This is a genomic window from Kitasatospora sp. GAS1066B, from assembly GCF_041262605.1.
Classification (GTDB): Bacteria; Actinomycetota; Actinomycetes; order Streptomycetales; family Streptomycetaceae; genus Kitasatospora.
Window position 1 is genome coordinate 55,760 of sequence record NZ_JBGCCO010000040.1, and the last position, 16,385, is coordinate 72,144.

A 16,385-nucleotide genomic window follows, 5' to 3' on the forward strand; every position below is an offset into this window, starting at 1 on the left:
TCGTCACGCGTCGATGCGGGCGATCTTTCGGCCTGCCTTGAGGTAGAAAGTCGCTTCCCCGTCGATGTCGGCCTCGCTGACGAGTGCTGACAGCGGCTGCTGGGTGGCGTCCTGGTCGAGCTGGGTGGTGTGCTGTTCGCCGTCCGCCGTTTCGGCGATGAGACGGAGGCCGTTCTGGGCGGCGACGCGGCGAGCTGCGGAGTTGCTCGGGGCGAAGCCCAGGACCTGGGTGAGCAAAGTGACCAGAGTGGTCTCGGCGTGCTCCTTGAGGGAGATGGCCGGGAGGTTCTGCGCTTCGCCGAAGGTCCGCTTGGAGAAGCGGGCAGTGAACTCGGCGCGGGCGACCTCGGCGGCCTCCAGGCCGTGGAGGGTGGCGGTGACCTCACCGGCGAGGATGCGCTTGACGGCCATGGGGTGCGCGGTGCCGTCGGCCACGCGCGCCGTGACGGTGGCGATCTCCTCGTCGGTCCACTCGGTGAGCTGCTTGAGGTAGGGCTCGATGAGGTGGTCGGGGATGGACATCACGCGGCCGAAGATCTCGTCCGGGGAGGAGGAGAGTCCGACATAGTTGCCCTTGGACTTGCTCATCTTGGCGCCGGTGCCGTCGGTGCCCTCGATGAGCGGGGTGGTGATGATGACCTCGGGGGCCTGCTCGCGGATCTCCATGACCTTGCGGCACATCTGGAGGTTCAGGAGCTGGTCCACGCCGCCGAGTTCGACGTCCGCGGTGATGGCCACGGAGTCAAGGGCCATGACGACGGAGTAGACGAACTCGGCGACCGACAGGCCGTCGCCAGAGGCGAGGCGGCTGCGGAAGTCCTCGCGCTGGAGGGTCATCGAGACCGGGACACGGGCCAGGATGCCCACCAGCTCGGGGAGGCTGACCTTGTTCAGCCACTCACCGTTGAAGCGGAGATCAGCACGCTCGAAGTCGATGAACGGGGTTACCTGCTGCTGGTAACCGCTGAGGTTGTGGGCAATGTCGGCGTCGGTGAGCTCCGGGCGCTCGGAGGAGCGGCCGGACGGGTCGCCGATCTTGGCGGTGACGTCGCCGATGATGAAGACGACGTGGTGGCCCATGCGCTGGAACCGGGACGCGATGATGATCGGCACCGAGTGGCCCAGGTGGACGTCCGGGGACGTCGGGTCGATGCCGTACTTGACCACGAACGGCCGGCCCTCTGCCTGGGCAGCGGTGATCTTCTCCGCGAGCGCGCTCGCGGAGGGGATGACGTTGATCGCGCGGCCTTCGACCAGCGCGGCCTGTTCGGCTGGGGAGAGATCGGTCAGGTCCAGCGAGCGGCGACGATAGGTCTCTTCCAAGAGCCGGGCGACCGTATAGTCCGCGGCCAGGTCCGATCCCTTGAGGATCTCCATGGCGCGGACTACGGACTCGCTGAGACGGCTCATGGCGTCGTTACGCTCCTGGGTCTGTCGGCTGGCCTGGCCAGCGGGTATGGGGAAAGCACGCGATTTTAGCATCGGGGTATACCTCGCCGCATTGAGTTGATCACGTTGCGCTTCGGTTGAGCAGCGGAGGGATCGTCGAGGCCGGGACGGTGGCCAGGGTCGGCGGCGGTGGGGCGAGCGGGCGGTCGCGGGCAACGCTGGCGAGGGTGCGGCGCCAGGCGGTGAAGGGGGCGCGGCCGCGGAGGGAGTGGTAGATCATCGCGGCGAGAGGGCGAAGGGTGTGGAGGCGGTCGCCCTGCTGGAGGCGGGCTTCCACGCGGTGGCCGGCGGAGCGGGCGCGATAGCGGTAGGCGATGCGGCGCAGGGAGGCAGCGGTGGCCCAGGTGGGCGGGATGGCCGTGAGGGCGATGAGACGGCGGGCGAGGTCCGCGCAGACGTCGGCGCGGTAGTGCTGGGAGGAACCGTTGAGGGTCCGGTCGGTCATGCTCGCCGGGTGGAGCCGGTAGTTCACGAGGGGCTCGGGCAGGGTGTGGCCGTGGCCGGCGTCGCGCAGCGCGTGGAAGTGGATCTCGTTGGTGACGGGGAGAAGGGTGTGGGCGGCGTCGCGGCGCACGAGGAGGGTGCTGGTGTTGCCGCCGGGGTGGGGCTCGGGCAGCAGAGGGCGGCCGTCGACGCCGACGACGGTCTCCCAGTGGTCGATCAGGAGGCGATCGGGGGTGATGGCCTCGGCGCAGGTGCGGAGTTTGGCGGGGTGGAACCAGTCATCGGCGTCGAGTGGGGCGATCCAGTCGCCCTCGGCGAGGAGCACGGCGTCGGTGAGGGTCTGGGCGAACCCTCGCTGGGGGCGGCGCACGATGCGGACGTGGTCCTGGTGGCGGCGGCAGATCTCGGGGGTGTCGTCGGTGGAGCCGTCGTCGATGACGAGGATCTCGTGGAGGGTGTAGTTGCCGGGCTCCTGCTCCAGGCAGCTGGTGATGGCACGGTCGAGGTAGCGGCCGTAGTTGTGGCAGAGGATCACGCAGGAGATCCGGGGTAGCGGGGCGTTCGTCATCGGTGGCCGCCTTCGTAGAGCGCGAGGTGGGCGGTGAGGACGTCCTTGTGCTCCTGGGCGCGGTAGTCGAGGAAGTCGTGGTCGAGGCGGCGCGGGGTGCCGGCCGTGCGGGCGGTCGCGGATTCCAGGGCGGTCAGGAAGCGTTCGCCGAAGAGGTTGGGGTGGCCGGTGGTCCAGTCGAACCATTCGGGTTCGGGGACGGCCTGGTCGTGCCGCTGGTGGAGGCGGTGTTGTTCGGGGAGATGGCCGACGCGGGCGCAGACCGGGGTGAGGCCGAGGTCGAAGGCGAGTTCCAGCTGGCCGGAGTGAGTGCCCCAGAGGTAGGGGAGCAGTAGCAGGTCGCTGGCGAGGGCGGCGTCGAGGACGTCCTGGTCGGTGGGGTATGGGCGCATCGTGATCCGGATGCGGGGGTCGTGGCGGGCGGTGTCCAGGATCACGGGGAGCGGGTTGGGGGTGGCGCGGGTGAAGTCGGCGGGGCTGGCGGCGCGCAGAAGGAGGTGCAGGGTGTGGGCGGGGTCGCTGGTGGCGAGTGACCAGTTGACGACGGGTGAGATCTGGTCGCGGTTGGCGCGGGCGGCCCCGTAAAGGAGTGTGCGGACGCCGGTGCCGGGGAGGCGTTCGCGGTGGCGGAGGGCGTCGGGCGGTACGACGTAGCCGTGCGGGATGACCGTGGCGGGAGGCTCGGTGCCCAGCAGGTCGGCGAGGTCGGCGCGAGAGCCTTCGGTGAGGCAGATCCACGGGACGTCGGCGGCGAGGAGCAGGCGCAGGCGCGTGATGAAGGCGTCGGCCGCGTCGCTGTCGCCGCCGAGCATGGGGCGGGTGTCGTGGGCGGTGAAGACCACGCGGACGCCGGCGGTGGCGCAGGCGTCGAGGAGGCGCTCCAGGACGGCGGGGGTTTCGAGGTCGATGTGGTGGAGGTGGAGGACGTCGAGCCAGTCCAATGGGGTGTGGTCGAGGATCCAGGAAGCGGTGACGTCGGCGGGGACGACGAGGCCGGGTCGGATCTCGGTGGGCTCGGGGGCGGTGTTCAGGGCGCGGATGCCGAGGCCGTGGAGTTTGCGGGCGTAGGGAGTGCGGGCGGGCAGGTGGACGACCCGAAGGCCGGATGTCGGGGCAGTGGTGGTGACGGTCATCGGCGGACCTCGGGCAGGCCGACGGTGACGAGCTGGGTGGACAGGCCGTGGGAGGCGTCGTCGCTTCGGGTGACGCCGGCGTAGTGGATCTCGAAGCCGCGGGCGCGCAGGAGGGCCTGGAACTCGTCGCTGGCCCACTCGCGGACGTGGCTGGGATTGCGAGGCGGCCCGGGGGCGTCGTAGCCGCTGCGGAATTCGCGGGCGGGGGTGGAGAACACGGCGACGGAGGCGCCGTCCGACAGGAGGTTGCGGGTGAGCGCGAGGAGCGGGAGCGGGTCGAGGAGGTGTTCGATGACGTCGGAGCAGACGACGATGGAGCGTCGCAGGAGATCGGGAGCGAGCGGGAGGTATTCGGCCTTCTCCAGGTCGGCGTCGATCCACTCGCCGAAGGCGTGGTTCTCGCGGCACCAGGTGAGGTTGTCTCCGAAGTCGACGCCGATGTACGTCCAGTCGGGGCGTTCGGCGGCCAGGGCGGCGAGTTTCCCGGCGCGGCCACAGCCGAGGTCGATGAGGGTGTCGAGACCGGAGTGCTCGGTGAGGGTGGCGGCGTACGGGTAGACGTCGGGCTGCCAGGTGACGTCGTCGTCGGTGGTGTCGGTGAAGTACTCCACGGTGGTCCAGTGGCGGTAGCCGGCCCGGATGTGGTGGGTGGTGGCGTCGCCGAGGGGCTGACGGGAGAGAACGGGGTACGGCGCCGGGGCTGACGCGGGGGACAGCGCGGGAGTCGTCGACACAGTGAGCTCCTTCGGTCGTGTCACAGCTGGGGCCAGAGGGAGAAGATGCCAACCATGCGCTCGGTGAGCTCCTCGCGGAGCTCGCGCCAGCGGTGGCCGCCGGTGCGGCGGGCTTCGGTGGCCAGGTCGTAGGCGTGGCCGCCGGTCTCAGGCAGGCAGGCGAACATCTGGAGCAGAGCGGAGGTGTCGTCGTCCGGTCCGGAGTCGGTGTCGGCTGCGAGCAGGGCGCGGATGTCGTCGGCCGGCATGGCGGCGGTGATGCCGGAGCCGGGGATGCTCTTGCTCATCTTGGGCAAGCCGCCGAGGCCGGGGATCATCTTGGTGTAGATACCGGAGAGGCGGTCGGCGGGCAGACCCCAGCGTTCGGCTCCGCGCCGGGCGAGTGCCACGTACTTGTGCTCGTCGACGCCGAGGGAGACCAGGACGTGGCGGTCCTGGGCGAGCAGGTGGACGAAGTCGGCGGCCATGAGGAGGGTGGCCTGCTTCATGCCGTAGGTGAGGTGGTCGAAGACACCGTGGTTGCGGTAGAGGCCGGAGAGGTCCTCCTCGGCCCAGGTGAAGTCGGCGTCGTCCAGGTGGCGGGAGAGCAGGAAGGCCGTGGCCAGGACGTCGGCGTTGCCCTCCTGGCGACGCAGGACTCCGCGCTGCTCGTCGTAGCCGAGTCGGCGGACGAACTCCTCGTACTGGTCGGCCAGTCGGCGGACTTCGGCCAGCGGGATGCGGCGGGCGTTGTAGGAGTCGAGGTCGCCGAGCACGATCTGGACGTGCAGTCCGTGCTGCTGGAGCGTGACGGCGCGCAGGAGTTGGAAGACGGTGCCGGCGTGCGGCGGGCCGCCGAGGCCGACACCGGTGGTCACGGTGGCGGGCTTCCCGTCGGCGACCGCTGTCGCGAAGTCCCGGGCTCCGGTGTGGCACATCCACTTGGTGCGCAGGTCGTCCGGGCTCAGGTCGGCGAGCGGGAAGTCGATGGCGCCGAGGGCGGGTTCGGCATCGGCCTCCGGGGTGACGTTGTCGCTGGCGGCAGCGGTGGTCTCGGGAGCGATGCGCTCGTAGTTGTGGCGGGCGATGACGTCGTCGTAGTACGCGGAGTCGAACTTCACAGTGCGGTCACTTCCTTGTCCGGGGAGGTCGTGGTGGCGGTGTCGGTGGTGGAGCGCGACGCGAAGGCCCGGCGGACGAGGGGCTCGAAGCCGTCGGCGAGGAGGTTGCCGAGGACGGTGTTGCGGGGCGCGGCGACGCTGCCGAGATCGGCGGTGACGGTGCCGTCGGCCAGGACCCAGACCCGGAAGGGATAGGCATCCTCGGCAGCGCGGGTCGGCTGGTCGTACACCTGGATGCCGGTGCCGGACAGCAGGCTGCGGACGTGGGCGACGGCCTCGGTGAACGCCTCACGGTCGTAGGCGTAGAGGTCGGCCTTGCGGGAGTTCGCGCGGCCGATCGGGCGGTACTGGGAGATCAGCCAGTACTCCACCGGCGTGCGGGCGGCCAGTCCGGTGATGGTCTCGGCAAGGCTCGGGAGGGCGGCCGGCGAGGCAGCGGTGGTGAAGGTGTTGAAGGCGAGGCGCCGCCGGTCAGCCGCGAGCAGGGCGGTGTTGGCCCGGAAGGTAGTGAAGTAGCCGTCGCCGCGGAACCAGTCGGCGCTCTGCTCATCGGGGCCGTCCACGGCCAAGGAGTAGAGGGTGACGTGGTCGCGCAGACCCGCGTAGCGGTCGGCGAGCAGCAGGCCGTTGGTGTGCAGGTTGGTCTCGAAGCCGGCGGCCTGGGCGTGCTGGAGCGCGGGCTCCAGGTGGTTGTCGTACGGCATGACGGGGTCTCCGCCGGTGAAGACGATCCTCCGCGCCTCGGACTCGGCACGGACGCGGTCGATGACGCGGCGGACGGTGGCCTCGTCGGTGTGCACCCGGTTGCGTTCGCGGTAGCAGAAGCGGCACACACCCGGGGATCCGGCCGTCTTCGGCAGGTCCCAGGCGTTGCAGTCGGTGTTGAGGACCAGGTGCACGATGGCGAGTTCTTCGTGGGTCAGCATGCGGTCGTCTCCCTGTCGGAGTCCGGACGGTGGTCCGAGGGCAGTCGTAAGAGGGCGTCGACCGTGCGTGGGGCACCGCCCGTGAGGTGGACGAAACGGCGAAGGGTGTCCAGGGCGGCGCCGTCGTCCACGATGGCGAGCGCGATGGCCAGCCCAGCCCGCAAGGTGGGGACGGTACCGGCGGTCACCATCAGCACAGCCGCGTTCAGGGCGACGGTGTGTCGGGCCACCGCCGGGGCGCGGCCGGCGAGGAGATGCACGATGGCAGCGACGTTGGCGCGCGGATCGGCGCGCTGTGCCAGGGAGCCGAGGTCACCGACCGGACGTACGACGCCGCTGGCCTCACAGACGGCGTGTGCGACCTCCAGGTCCTCCTGACCAGCAGTCAGGCGGCAGACGCGGACGATACCGCCGGGAATCAGCTCGTCGACCTGACTGCCGGGCACGGGGGAGGAGTTGACCACGGTGACGTCACCGAGGCCGAGTCGGTGCAGCAGTCGCGCGGACACCTGGACGGCCGGGTGGGACAGGCCGTAGACGAAGCCGTGGCAGGCCACCGGGCTCAGCAGGGCGGGGAAGCCCAGGCTCAGGGCGTGCACGGCCTGGAAACGGCGGCCGTAGCGCCGGTCGAACTCCGGCACCCGGTGCTCGATGGAGAAGAACCCGAAGCCGCACTCCCCAGCGATGTCCACCATGGCCTGCGGCGAATGAGGCTCGCACCGCGCACCCACCACGTCCATGAAGTCGCGGGAACCGGTCTTGGAGGAGGCGCTGCGCGAGCCCAGCTTTGCGATGTGCGCGCCGCCCGCCGCGGCGACCAGCGCGGCGGCCGAGCTGATGTTGATCGTCTTGTACGTCTTCTTTCCGCTGCCGGTGTAGCCGACCAGCCGCATCCCCGGCGGCGGCACCAGGGGCTTCCAAGCGCTGCCGTCCAGCGTGCGGGCGGCCCGGATCGCGGCTTCCACCTCGGCAGGGCGCGGTCCGCGCAGGAGCAGGGCGGTCAGCACGCTGCCGAGCATCACGTCACGGGGCGGGCCGGCGGGCAGCCCGAGCAGGTGCAGCAGACCGTTGTGGACCTCAGCCGGGGAGATGTCGTCGGGTGAGTTGACGAGGTGGACGAGGTCGGGGATCGGGACAGGGGGCGAGTGCATCGTGGAGCTCCTAGGGGTGAAGTCAGCTACGGGAAGTGAGCAGCACTTTCAGCGGTCGGCGCGCAGCGTCGGGGCGGAGCGCGTCCAGGGCGTCGGGCAGCCAGGCGAGCGGGTAGCGGGTGGAGATGAGGGCCTTGGCCCATGGGCTGTCCGCATCCTGGTCAAGCAGTTGGAGGGCGTCCCGGAAGTCGTCGCAGTCGTTCGCGCGGCAGTAGGAGTACGAGCCCCGGACGGTGAGTGAGCGTCGGAACACCTCGCGCACCGGGGTGGGCAGCTGCACCTGCGGGGCGTAGGCGTTCTGGACGAGGACCGTGCCGCCGTCCCGTACCGCCTCGAGCGCCTGCAGCAGCGGCGCGGGCGAGTGCCCAGAAGCTGCGTCGACCACCGCGTCGCACGCGCCCGCAGGGAGACCTGGAGCCGGGCAGACGGTGACGGGGGTGCCTGCCAGCAGGGTCCGGAGCCGCGCTTCATGGTCCGGCCTACGAGTGGTGAGGAGGACGTCCCATCCGGCTCGGGCCGCGACCACGGCGGTGCAGATGCCCAGGGTGCCGGCGCCGATGACCCCGAGGCGGCTCGTGCCACTGGAGGGTGGTGCTTGCAGGCCGCACCGCACGCCGTGCAGGGCGACCGCCACCGGGTCGGCGAGGACGAACACAACCGGATCAGGCGCACCAGCAGGCAGTAGCACGGCGTTCCGCACGGGAACGCGAACGGACTCGGCCAGGCCGCCGGGCAGGTCCCAGCCGATGCGTCGCAGGTTGGGGCACAGGTGGATGCGGCCCAGGACGCACTCGGCACATGCGTCGCATCCGACCAGCGGGTTGACCGCGACCCAGTTCCCGGTGGTGTCGTCGATGCCGACGACCTCGTGGCCGGGCACCCACCCTTCGGGTATCGGTCCGCCCCAGGAGTCCGAGCAGAGCTTGCTGGTGTCGCTCCCGCACAGAGCCGAAAAGCGCACCCGGATGTCCGTCGTCCCGGCGTCTGCCGGCAGTGCGGCGCGACGCACAGGCGCGAGGCGTAGCGGACCGTCCGGCTCCCCGCGCTGGGCTTCCCAGACGAGCGTGCCAACGCCGGTCACCGGACTTCCTGCCAGTTCGAGCTCGTGACGCCCAACCAGGTCGGCAAGGCCTCGACGGACTTGAGCGTGACGCCCGGCCAGGGCTGTGCCTGGTCGCCGAAGGCCAGCGTGTCCGTGCCGCCCCGCCGTTCCACCCGCACCGCCCGCATTCCGCAGCGCAGGGCCCCGAGCAGTTCGTTGCCACCACCGTCGCCGCAGTACAGCACCGAATCCGCAGCGTGCCCGAGGCGCTCGGTGACCCGCGCGTACAGGCGCCGGGTCGGCTTCACCGCGCCCTCGCGGCAGCTGAACAGCGCCACGTCGAACTGTTCGGAGAGTTCGGAGTGGTGCCACGCCTCGGCGATGTCGGGGGCCGCGTCGCTCAGCAGCGCCAGCCGGATGCCGGACCGCCGCAGCGTGTGGAGGCTCTCCAGCACTGACGGCTCGGCACGCAACCGTCGGGGCGCCAGCTGTCGGAGTACCGACTCCACCTGGGGGACGTACTCAGTCGGTGCCCCGCACCGTTCTGCGAGATGCGCGGCGATCTCGGCGGGCGTGCTCAGGGTGCCGTCGTGCCGAGCCTGCCAACTGCCGCCGAGCACCTGGTCGGCGACGTGGTCCGGCACGTGCAGTTCGGCGGCGATCCTCCGCGCGGCATGGCTGCGCTCGCGATCGTCCGGGGCCGGAACCAGAGTTCCGAAGAGGTCCAGGATCACGGCGGTGGGCCGCCATCCGGCAGGCGTCGCAGTGACGATCGGGCTCTGTTCCGGGAGGGTCAGGGTGCTGTCCATCAGTTCCCTTCCGTCACCGGCAACGGCGATGGGCCGAGACCGGTGATCGAGTTACCAAGTGGGGGCTTCTCCAACGGCTTTGCCGACCGAAGCCCGGGGGTTGAGCAGCTGTTGAAAGCCTGCCTGCCGGAGCCCGCTCCGGCGTAGGTCCGCGCGTCGCACCGCCGTGGAACCGGCACCGAACCGAGCCCCGCAGTACCGCAGTGCGAGAGGATCACCACTCGTCGCGGCTGTGGTACTCGTGCCGAACCCGTGCTGAACCATTGCCCGTACGACCCGGGACGCCTCGGAATAGGCTGCTAGCGTCGTCAGTACCGATCGCGGGGGTTCGAGTGGGCACGGTGCAGCGTTGGTCAGGTCGTGAGGCCAAGGCTCTCCGCGAGGCATTACGGATGACCGTCCGCGGCTTCGCAGCCCACCTCGGTGTCAGCGATCGGACGGTGTCCAAGTGGGAGGCCGGCGGGGAGCACCTGTTCCCCGTGACCGACTCGCAGGCACTGCTCGACACAGTCCTCGACCGGGCGGACCCCGACGCTGTGGACCGCTTCCGACAGCTCCTCGACGGGCACGTCCGTCATCGAGCGACCACTGCGGGAAGTTACGTCCTAGCGCCACCTCCGGAGCCCGGCTTGGTACACAGATCCGAAGACTTCGACAGCGTCATCTCCCTGCTGGCCGAGGCGAACGCATCCGCCAGGAGCCCTGTCCTCGCCGTGTGCGGACCCGGCGGCTTCGGCAAGACGACACTGGTCACGCAGGTGTGCGAGGACCCCGGCGTCCGGGCGATGTTCCCCGAGATCCTCTGGGTGGAGACGGGAGAAGGCTGCACCGCCGCCCGCGTCGTGGAGCTGATCTCCGATCTCTGCGTGCACGTCGACGGAACCCGCCCCGCACTCACCGACCCCGAGCAGGCCGGCTTCCATCTGGCCCGCGTGCTGCAGGACAGGCGGGTGCTGCTCGTCATCGACAACGTCTGGTCGGCGGCGGACCTGGCCCCGTTCCTCTTCGGCGCGCCATCCTGCACCCGCCTCGTGACCACGAGGAACATCCGCACCTGCCCGTCGACGGCGCAGGTGCTGCGACTCGGCCCGATGTCGGCTCCGGAGATCAGCGAGCTGCTGACCCGATCCGTCTCCCGCCTAACGCGGCCGGCCGCCGACCGGCTGGCGGCCCTGTGCGGCGGGTGGCCGCTGCTGGCCACCGTGGTCGGCTCCAACGTCTCCTCCGACCTGGAGGCGGGGGCCTCGGCCGAACGGGCCGTCTCCGAGGCCGGGCAGGCACTGCATGCCCACGGACCCCAGGCGTTCGACGTGTGGGACGCGGACCAGCGTTCGAACGCGATCGGCCACGCCATCACCGCCAGTCTGCGCAGTCTCGACGAGGGCGTGCGGATCACCGGCGGCTCGTCGCTGCGCGAGCGCTACCTCTCGCTGGCGGTCTTCCCCGCCACGCTGCCAGTGCCCTTGAGCGTGCTCACCCACTGGTGGGGTACGTCCCACGGCTGGTCGGCCAGCGCCGTCCGCCAGTTCTGCCGGATCCTGGCCGACCGCTCGCTGATCAGCGCGTATCTGGCCGACCGGGACGCGGTGGTCCTGCACGACGTGTTCCGCTCCTACCTGAAGCACATGGTGGGCGATCAGTGGGAAGCCCTGCACGCCTCGTTGATCGATTCCTACCGCGGCGCCGGTGCGGCGGACTGGTCGCAGCTGCCGGCGTCCCACCCCTACATGTGGCAGCAACTGCCGTACCACCTGCACGAGGCCGGACTCGATGACGAGCTGGTGGACCTGCTGTCGTCCACCTCATACGTGGCGCGCAAGGCGGCCACGATCGGCAGCCAGTCCCTGGCGGCCGACGCCATAGTCCTCGGGAGCGTCGAACCCTTCCGGGCCGACTCCCATCCCCGGCACCGGGACTGGCACCGGGCGGAAACGCTGACCGGAGCCGGATATCTGCTGCACGGGCTCCGAACACCGCAGGACATGGCATCGACGCTGACCCTCGCCCTCGTGCGGGCGGGTGACCTGCCGTCCGGCAGCACCACGGAGATCGCCGACGCGGTCGGTTTCCAGACCTCGTGGGCCCGGGCCGCCGCAGTGGGGCACGGTCACGTGGGCGCTGTCGTCTCGGTCGCGACCGCTGCGGGCGTCATCGCCTCCGGCGGTGAGGACGGCGCCGTCCGGGTCTGGGACCTCGCCTCGCGCACCCTGATCCACGCCTTCCATGCCCACACCGGCTGGGTGTTCGCCACTGCCCTGACGCATGACGGCGCACTGCTGGCCTCTGCGGGCGAGGACGGCCTGATCCGTCTCTGGAGCCCCCGTACGGGAAGAGCGCTCGGGATCCTCGCCGGTCACGATCGCCGGGTCCGCTGCCTCAGCTTCACCCCGGACGGCCGGTACCTGCTCTCGGCGGCTGAGGACGGGAACGTGCGGGTCTGGAACGTCGAGGAACTGACCCTCAGTCACTCGATGGCGACCTGCGGAACGCCGCTGTGGACGGTCTCCGTCGACGCCGCTGCGCGGGTCGTGGCCGCAGCGGGTGAGGACGAGTTCGTCCGCCTCTACGACCTGGCGACCGGCGCGCTCCTCGACGAGAAGGCGGGTCACCGGGACTGGGTCCGGTCGGTGGCCTTCTCCCGCACCGGAGGTCTCCTCGCCTCGGGCTCGGGCGACCGCTCCGTGGTCCTCTGGGACACCAGCGGCGGCAGGCTCAACCAGGTCCGGCGGGTGGACGGCCTTCCCGCACGCGTCCGCTCGGTGGTCCTCGACGGCCAGTCGGACCTCCTCCTCGCCGCCACCGAGGACGCCGTCATCCGGGCGTTCGACGCCGGCGGTCCGGTCGGCGAGGTGCGGATGCCGCCGGGCGTCGACTGGGTCCGGGCACTGGCCTGCGCGGCCGACGGCACGGTCGTCGCCGGCTGCGAGGACGGCGCCCTGCGGTTGTGGACGAAGTCGGAACCCGATGGGCTCCACGCCGTAGCCGAAGGCTCGAACACGGTCTGGTCCACCCACATCACATCCGACGGCGGCCTCGGCGCCGTCGGCCACGGTGACGGCCACGTCGAACTCCTGGACCTGCCCACCGCCGCCCCGCACCGCGAACTGCTGGGCAGCGCGGGCCGGGTGTGGTCGGTGGCCACCGGTGGCAGGTACGTCGCGGCGGCCTGTGGGGACGGCTCAGTCCACGTCTGGTCCCTCGACGACGAGAGCTGGGCCCTTCAGCTCAACGACGACGTCACCCGGAGCTGGAGCGTCGCGGTGGCCCGGTCCGGCACCCGGCTCGCCGCCAGCACCGGCGACGGGCACATCCGGTGCTGGGACCTCCCCTCCGGAGCGCTGGTGTGGGAGCAACAGGCCCATGCCGGCCGCGTCAGGTCACTGGCCTTCGACGCCGAGGGGCACCTGCTCGCGGCGAGCGGCGGCGACGGCTCCGTGCACCTCTGGGACTCGCGCACGGGCCGCCACCTCAGCCGCTTCGTGAACCCCGGAGGATGGGCGCGGTCAATCGCCGTCGATGCCGCAGGCACCCACCTCGCGGTGGGCTCGGGCACCGGCGAGATCCACGTCCGCGACGTCCGGACCGGCCAGTTCACCGCTCACCTGTCCGGACACGTCGGCCGGGTCCTCATGATGGCGTTCGGCGACGATCCTGACCAACTGCTGTCGGCCGCGGCCGACGGAACCGTGCGGGCCTGGTCGCTCGGCCGACAGCACCAGCTCGCCGAGGTCCGCGTCGACGCGACGCTGAACTGCGCCGCTGCGGATCCTGGTACGGGTCGTGTGCTCGTCGGAAGCGCAGCCGGCCCGGCGTCGCTGCGACTCAGCAATGGCGGCCACACCGTTGACCAAGCCGATGCCGTACCGCTAGCGGATCCTGGCGACGGCCGACGAGGAGAAGGACAAGCCTGAACATGCCCACCGCACCCGTGATCCTGAGTGGTACCCCCGGTTCCTTCGCCTGGGGCGTCTTCTACGAGCGACACCCGAAGCTCATCCAGCAGGTACTCGACGCTCTGCCGTACGGGCCGACCGAGCGGGCAGCGATCGAGGATCTCCTCTCCGAAAGCACCAGCGGCGTGCTGGAGCCGCTGAGCGAGAGCGCCCACGACCACGAGCAGTGGTTGGAGTGGGGCGCGGGCCTGTTCGGGCGGCCGTGGGGCGAGGCGCCGTTCCTGTGGGCCGAGAGCTACTTCTACCGCAGGCTGCTCGAAGCCACCGGCTACTTCCGGCCCGGGACTTGGCAGGGCATCGACCCGTTCGCGCCGTTCAAGAACGCCGAACTGGCTGGCCCGGCCGTCGACTCCGAGCTGGCGGCCCTCGGCGACCTACCCTCCCTTTCTGCCGAGAAGCGAGGCGAGGTGCTGCTCTCATCAGCGCTCTGGGGCAACCGGGCGGACCTCAGCTTCCAGATCACCGCCTCGGCCGAGGACACCCAGCCCTCCGCTCTGATCGCGGACGACAGCCCGCTCCTGTGGTCCACCCTGGCCGCTGCGAGCAACCCGAAGGTCTGCGTCATCGCGGATAACGCCGGGCGGGAGCTGCTGCCCGACCTCGTCCTGGTCGACCACCTCCTCACGAGCGCCTTGGCCGCCGAGGTCGTCCTGTACGTCAAGCCCTCCCCCTACTACGTGTCGGACGCGACCACCGCCGACGTCCTCGCCACCATCGAGCGCCTTCGCGCCGCACCCGAGCAGGAGGCGGAACAGATCGGCCGTCGGCTCTGGCAGGCGATGAACAGCGGCACGCTCACGGTCCGCACGCACCAGTTCTTCTGCGCGCCACTGCCGTTCCACGACATGCCCGCCGACCTCAGGGCCGAGCTCTCCGGCGCCACGATGACGATCGTCAAGGGCGATCTCAACTACCGCCGTCTCGTCGGGGACCAGCTCTGGGACGCAACAACCCCCTTCGCCGAGAGGGCTGGCCACTTTCCCTCCCCGGTAACGGCCCTGCGTACGTTGAAGTCGGACGTCATCGTCGGCCTAAACGCACCGGTGGTCGCCGGGCTGGACGCCACGGGCGAGCCATGGCGCACCAGCGGCAAGTACGGCCTCATTCAGGTCCACGCGCAGGCGTAGTAGCGGTACGGGGCCGTTGCAGCCGTTGACGACGGTCCGGCCGCCGTGCAGGACGAGCCGGATGTCGTCGGAGACCGCCCAAGGGGGATGCGGGCTATGCGTCCTCGTCGGGCATTTCTCCGTCGACGTCCTCCGGCGTGGTGGTGCGTCGGTATTGCGGGTGGTCCTGGTCCATCTGGAGCGCCGCGTGGAGGGCGATCGGGTAGCGAGTGCGGTGCTTCCACGCGAGCGCCTGGTGGCAGAGCCTGGCGGTCACCATGGTCAGCTCCCGCCGGTGGTCCGTGTTCACGGCGATCGGGAAGATCTCGGTGGCGGTCATGGCGTAGTAGTTGGCCTTGATCTCGTTCTTGCCCTTGTTCCACGGTAGAGCGGACCAGCGGGTCTTCTTCGAGCCCTGCCTGCCGGCGCCGTTCCCATCGAACTGGTGGGTGGTGTTGACGAGTAGCCAGGTGCTGTTCTCTCCGAGGTCGGGGTCGATCCGGAAGACCTGGGTGGTGCGTTCCTTGGTCTTGATCTCTGCAGCCTCCTCGTCGGTGATCGTCACCTGCACCGGACGTGGGACTTCCTCATCAGTGGTGTTCAGCCGGATCACGGCGATGGGCCGGTACCGGGGGGCGATGGTGGAACCCGGGAGCCAGGTCGTGTTGGCCTCGGGTGGCTGGCCCTGGGCCTTGTTGTGCAGGCCCTTCCACAGGCGGCGGCAGGCAAAGCCGTCCACCGTGACCGTGTACGGGACGCCGCCGAGGTAGTCGGCGAGGTCTTCCAGCGCCTGGTCGATGACCTTGGCGGTGCTGGAGTAGCCGGCGATGTTGTCCGTGAACTCCGTCATCTTCCCGGCCGGGTAGTCGGCAGCGTGGAAGGCGGCTTCGGCCAAGTGGTAGGGCTTCCAGACACGGTCGGTGTAGGACCATCCGTGGAGTGTCCATGCGCCGTTCGGGACGGTGGGGGGCTTGAGGACGCTAGCTGAGACGACGATCCTGGCGTCCCGTTCGCCCGGTCGGCGGGACTGCCTGCGGACGTGGACGCCGCAGTGGGCGACGCCGTCGGCGGAGTGCTCACCGATGGGCTTGGTCAGGACGCTGGAGACGCGGCGGTCGACGAACCCGAGGTTGCGGTAGAGGTCCATGAGGCAGGACAGGCTCTGGTGGTCCATGTCGGTGGACTTGTCGATGCCGGTCTGGACGGCGCTGTCGATGTACTGGACCACCAGGTCCTTCTTGGCGAGGATCCGGTGGGTCTGGTGCTTGGCGTCTTCGCTGTCCTTCGGCCGTGGCGGGGAGTTCTTCTTTCCGTCGCCGTACTCGGTTTCCGCCCATACACCGATGATCTCGGCGGCTGCTGCCTTCAAGGCGAGCAGATCGGCTGTGTGTTCGGACCGGCCGGCCGCGGGTCCGTGCTGGAGGAATTCGGGGACGTGGTGGAAGACGGCACTGACGCAGGTGCCGTGCAGCGTGGCGCTCTTGCCTTCGGCGGGGTTGAGGGCGGCGGGGTCGAGTCCGTAGGCGCGGGTGAGGGCGTTGATCATCCGCTGTCGAATCTCGTCAGTCGCCCACAGGCACACGATGCGCAGGTGTTCGAGGCCCATGGCGTCCAGGGAGCGGGTGATGTCCAGCGGCTCCATGAGGACTTCGTCCTTCTTGGCCTGCTTGAAGTTGCCGCCCTCGAAGAAGCCGTGGAGAGGCTGCCAGTTGTTGCCGAGGGCGTTCTGGATGTGGTCGTACAGCCCGCGGTAGTAGTCCATGCCCACGCCGGAGCCGACGGGGAAGTAGAAGTTCTTGGCCATGATGGGCCTGACGGTGCCCAGTCGCTGTGGGGCGGGCGGCTCCTCGCCGCTCTCCTGGGCTTGCTGGCGGGTCAGCCGGTCCTACGTTGTTGGTGTGGCAGAGGGGCCAGTCGTATGGTCCTGAGGCCCAGGGACACCGGGTATGGCTTTCAGCCGGTTGCACGCG

Annotated in this window: 12 protein-coding genes; 2 read left to right on the forward strand and 10 right to left on the reverse strand. The window is 70.2% G+C overall.

From position 1 onward, the window contains the following. Positions 1-3: 3 nt before the first annotated feature. From tyrS to ABH937_RS33020, 9 genes are all read right to left on the reverse strand, one after another. Entirely contained in the window at positions 4-1,410 is a 1,407-nt protein-coding gene (tyrS, locus tag ABH937_RS32980) for a tyrosine--tRNA ligase (RefSeq protein ID WP_370220324.1), read from the reverse strand. Between the two features lie 100 nt (positions 1,411-1,510). Next, complete coding sequence (locus ABH937_RS32985; RefSeq protein ID WP_370220325.1) at positions 1,511-2,461, reverse strand: glycosyltransferase family 2 protein; 951 nt, start codon at positions 2,459-2,461, stop codon at positions 1,511-1,513. After that, on the reverse strand, positions 2,458-3,594 hold the full coding sequence (locus ABH937_RS32990) for a hypothetical protein (protein ID WP_370220326.1): 1,137 nt from the start codon (positions 3,592-3,594) through the stop codon (positions 2,458-2,460). Before ABH937_RS32990 ends, ABH937_RS32985 begins: the two co-directional genes overlap by 4 nt. Further along, positions 3,591-4,328 (reverse strand): class I SAM-dependent methyltransferase, encoded by a 738-nt coding sequence (locus tag ABH937_RS32995; protein WP_370220327.1) that lies wholly within the window; start codon positions 4,326-4,328, stop codon positions 3,591-3,593. Before ABH937_RS32995 ends, ABH937_RS32990 begins: the two co-directional genes overlap by 4 nt. Positions 4,329-4,348: 20 nt before the next feature. Beyond that, on the reverse strand, positions 4,349-5,428 hold the full coding sequence (locus ABH937_RS33000; protein ID WP_370220328.1) for a hypothetical protein: 1,080 nt from the start codon (positions 5,426-5,428) through the stop codon (positions 4,349-4,351). After that, the gene (locus ABH937_RS33005; protein WP_370220329.1) at positions 5,425-6,354 is read right to left on the reverse strand and encodes a radical SAM protein; all 930 of its coding nucleotides are present in this window, start codon (positions 6,352-6,354) and stop codon (positions 5,425-5,427) included. Before ABH937_RS33005 ends, ABH937_RS33000 begins: the two co-directional genes overlap by 4 nt. Beyond that, positions 6,348-7,505, reverse strand: coding sequence for a hypothetical protein (locus tag ABH937_RS33010; RefSeq protein WP_370220330.1), 1,158 nt, complete (start codon positions 7,503-7,505; stop codon positions 6,348-6,350). Before ABH937_RS33010 ends, ABH937_RS33005 begins: the two co-directional genes overlap by 7 nt. Before the next feature lie 22 nt (positions 7,506-7,527). Next, positions 7,528-8,466, reverse strand: coding sequence for a zinc-binding dehydrogenase (locus ABH937_RS33015; protein ID WP_370220331.1), 939 nt, complete (start codon positions 8,464-8,466; stop codon positions 7,528-7,530). A 116-nt stretch (positions 8,467-8,582) separates the two neighbouring features. Then, the gene (locus tag ABH937_RS33020; protein WP_370220333.1) at positions 8,583-9,356 is read right to left on the reverse strand and encodes an HAD family hydrolase; all 774 of its coding nucleotides are present in this window, start codon (positions 9,354-9,356) and stop codon (positions 8,583-8,585) included. Positions 9,357-9,697: 341 nt separating this feature from the next. Here ABH937_RS33020 and ABH937_RS33025 point away from each other — a divergent pair, with 341 nt between their 5' ends. Next, complete coding sequence (locus ABH937_RS33025) at positions 9,698-13,267, forward strand: NB-ARC domain-containing protein (RefSeq protein WP_370220335.1); 3,570 nt, start codon at positions 9,698-9,700, stop codon at positions 13,265-13,267. 2 nt (positions 13,268-13,269) lie between these two features. After that, positions 13,270-14,436, forward strand: a complete 1,167-nt coding sequence (locus ABH937_RS33030) for a damage-control phosphatase ARMT1 family protein (protein WP_370220337.1) — start codon at positions 13,270-13,272, stop codon at positions 14,434-14,436. Positions 14,437-14,530: 94 nt separating this feature from the next. On the opposite strand, the gene ABH937_RS33035 is transcribed toward ABH937_RS33030, so the two are convergent. After that, positions 14,531-16,219: an RNAseH domain-containing protein gene (locus ABH937_RS33035; protein WP_370220339.1), complete on the reverse strand. Its 1,689-nt coding sequence runs from the start codon at positions 16,217-16,219 to the stop codon at positions 14,531-14,533. Positions 16,220-16,385: the final 166 nt, after the last annotated feature.

Coding starts and splice junctions, on each gene's coding strand:
- tyrS (WP_370220324.1), bottom strand. CDS start 1,410: ATGAGCCGTCTCAGCGAGTCCGTAGTCCGCGCCATGGAGATCCTCAAG.
- ABH937_RS32985 (WP_370220325.1), bottom strand. CDS start 2,461: ATGACGAACGCCCCGCTACCCCGGATCTCCTGCGTGATCCTCTGCCAC.
- ABH937_RS32990 (WP_370220326.1), bottom strand. CDS start 3,594: ATGACCGTCACCACCACTGCCCCGACATCCGGCCTTCGGGTCGTCCAC.
- ABH937_RS33005 (WP_370220329.1), bottom strand. CDS start 6,354: ATGCTGACCCACGAAGAACTCGCCATCGTGCACCTGGTCCTCAACACC.
- ABH937_RS33010 (WP_370220330.1), bottom strand. CDS start 7,505: ATGCACTCGCCCCCTGTCCCGATCCCCGACCTCGTCCACCTCGTCAAC.
- ABH937_RS33020 (WP_370220333.1), bottom strand. CDS start 9,356: ATGGACAGCACCCTGACCCTCCCGGAACAGAGCCCGATCGTCACTGCG.
- ABH937_RS33030 (WP_370220337.1), top strand. CDS start 13,270: ATGCCCACCGCACCCGTGATCCTGAGTGGTACCCCCGGTTCCTTCGCC.
- ABH937_RS33035 (WP_370220339.1), bottom strand. CDS start 16,219: ATGGCCAAGAACTTCTACTTCCCCGTCGGCTCCGGCGTGGGCATGGAC.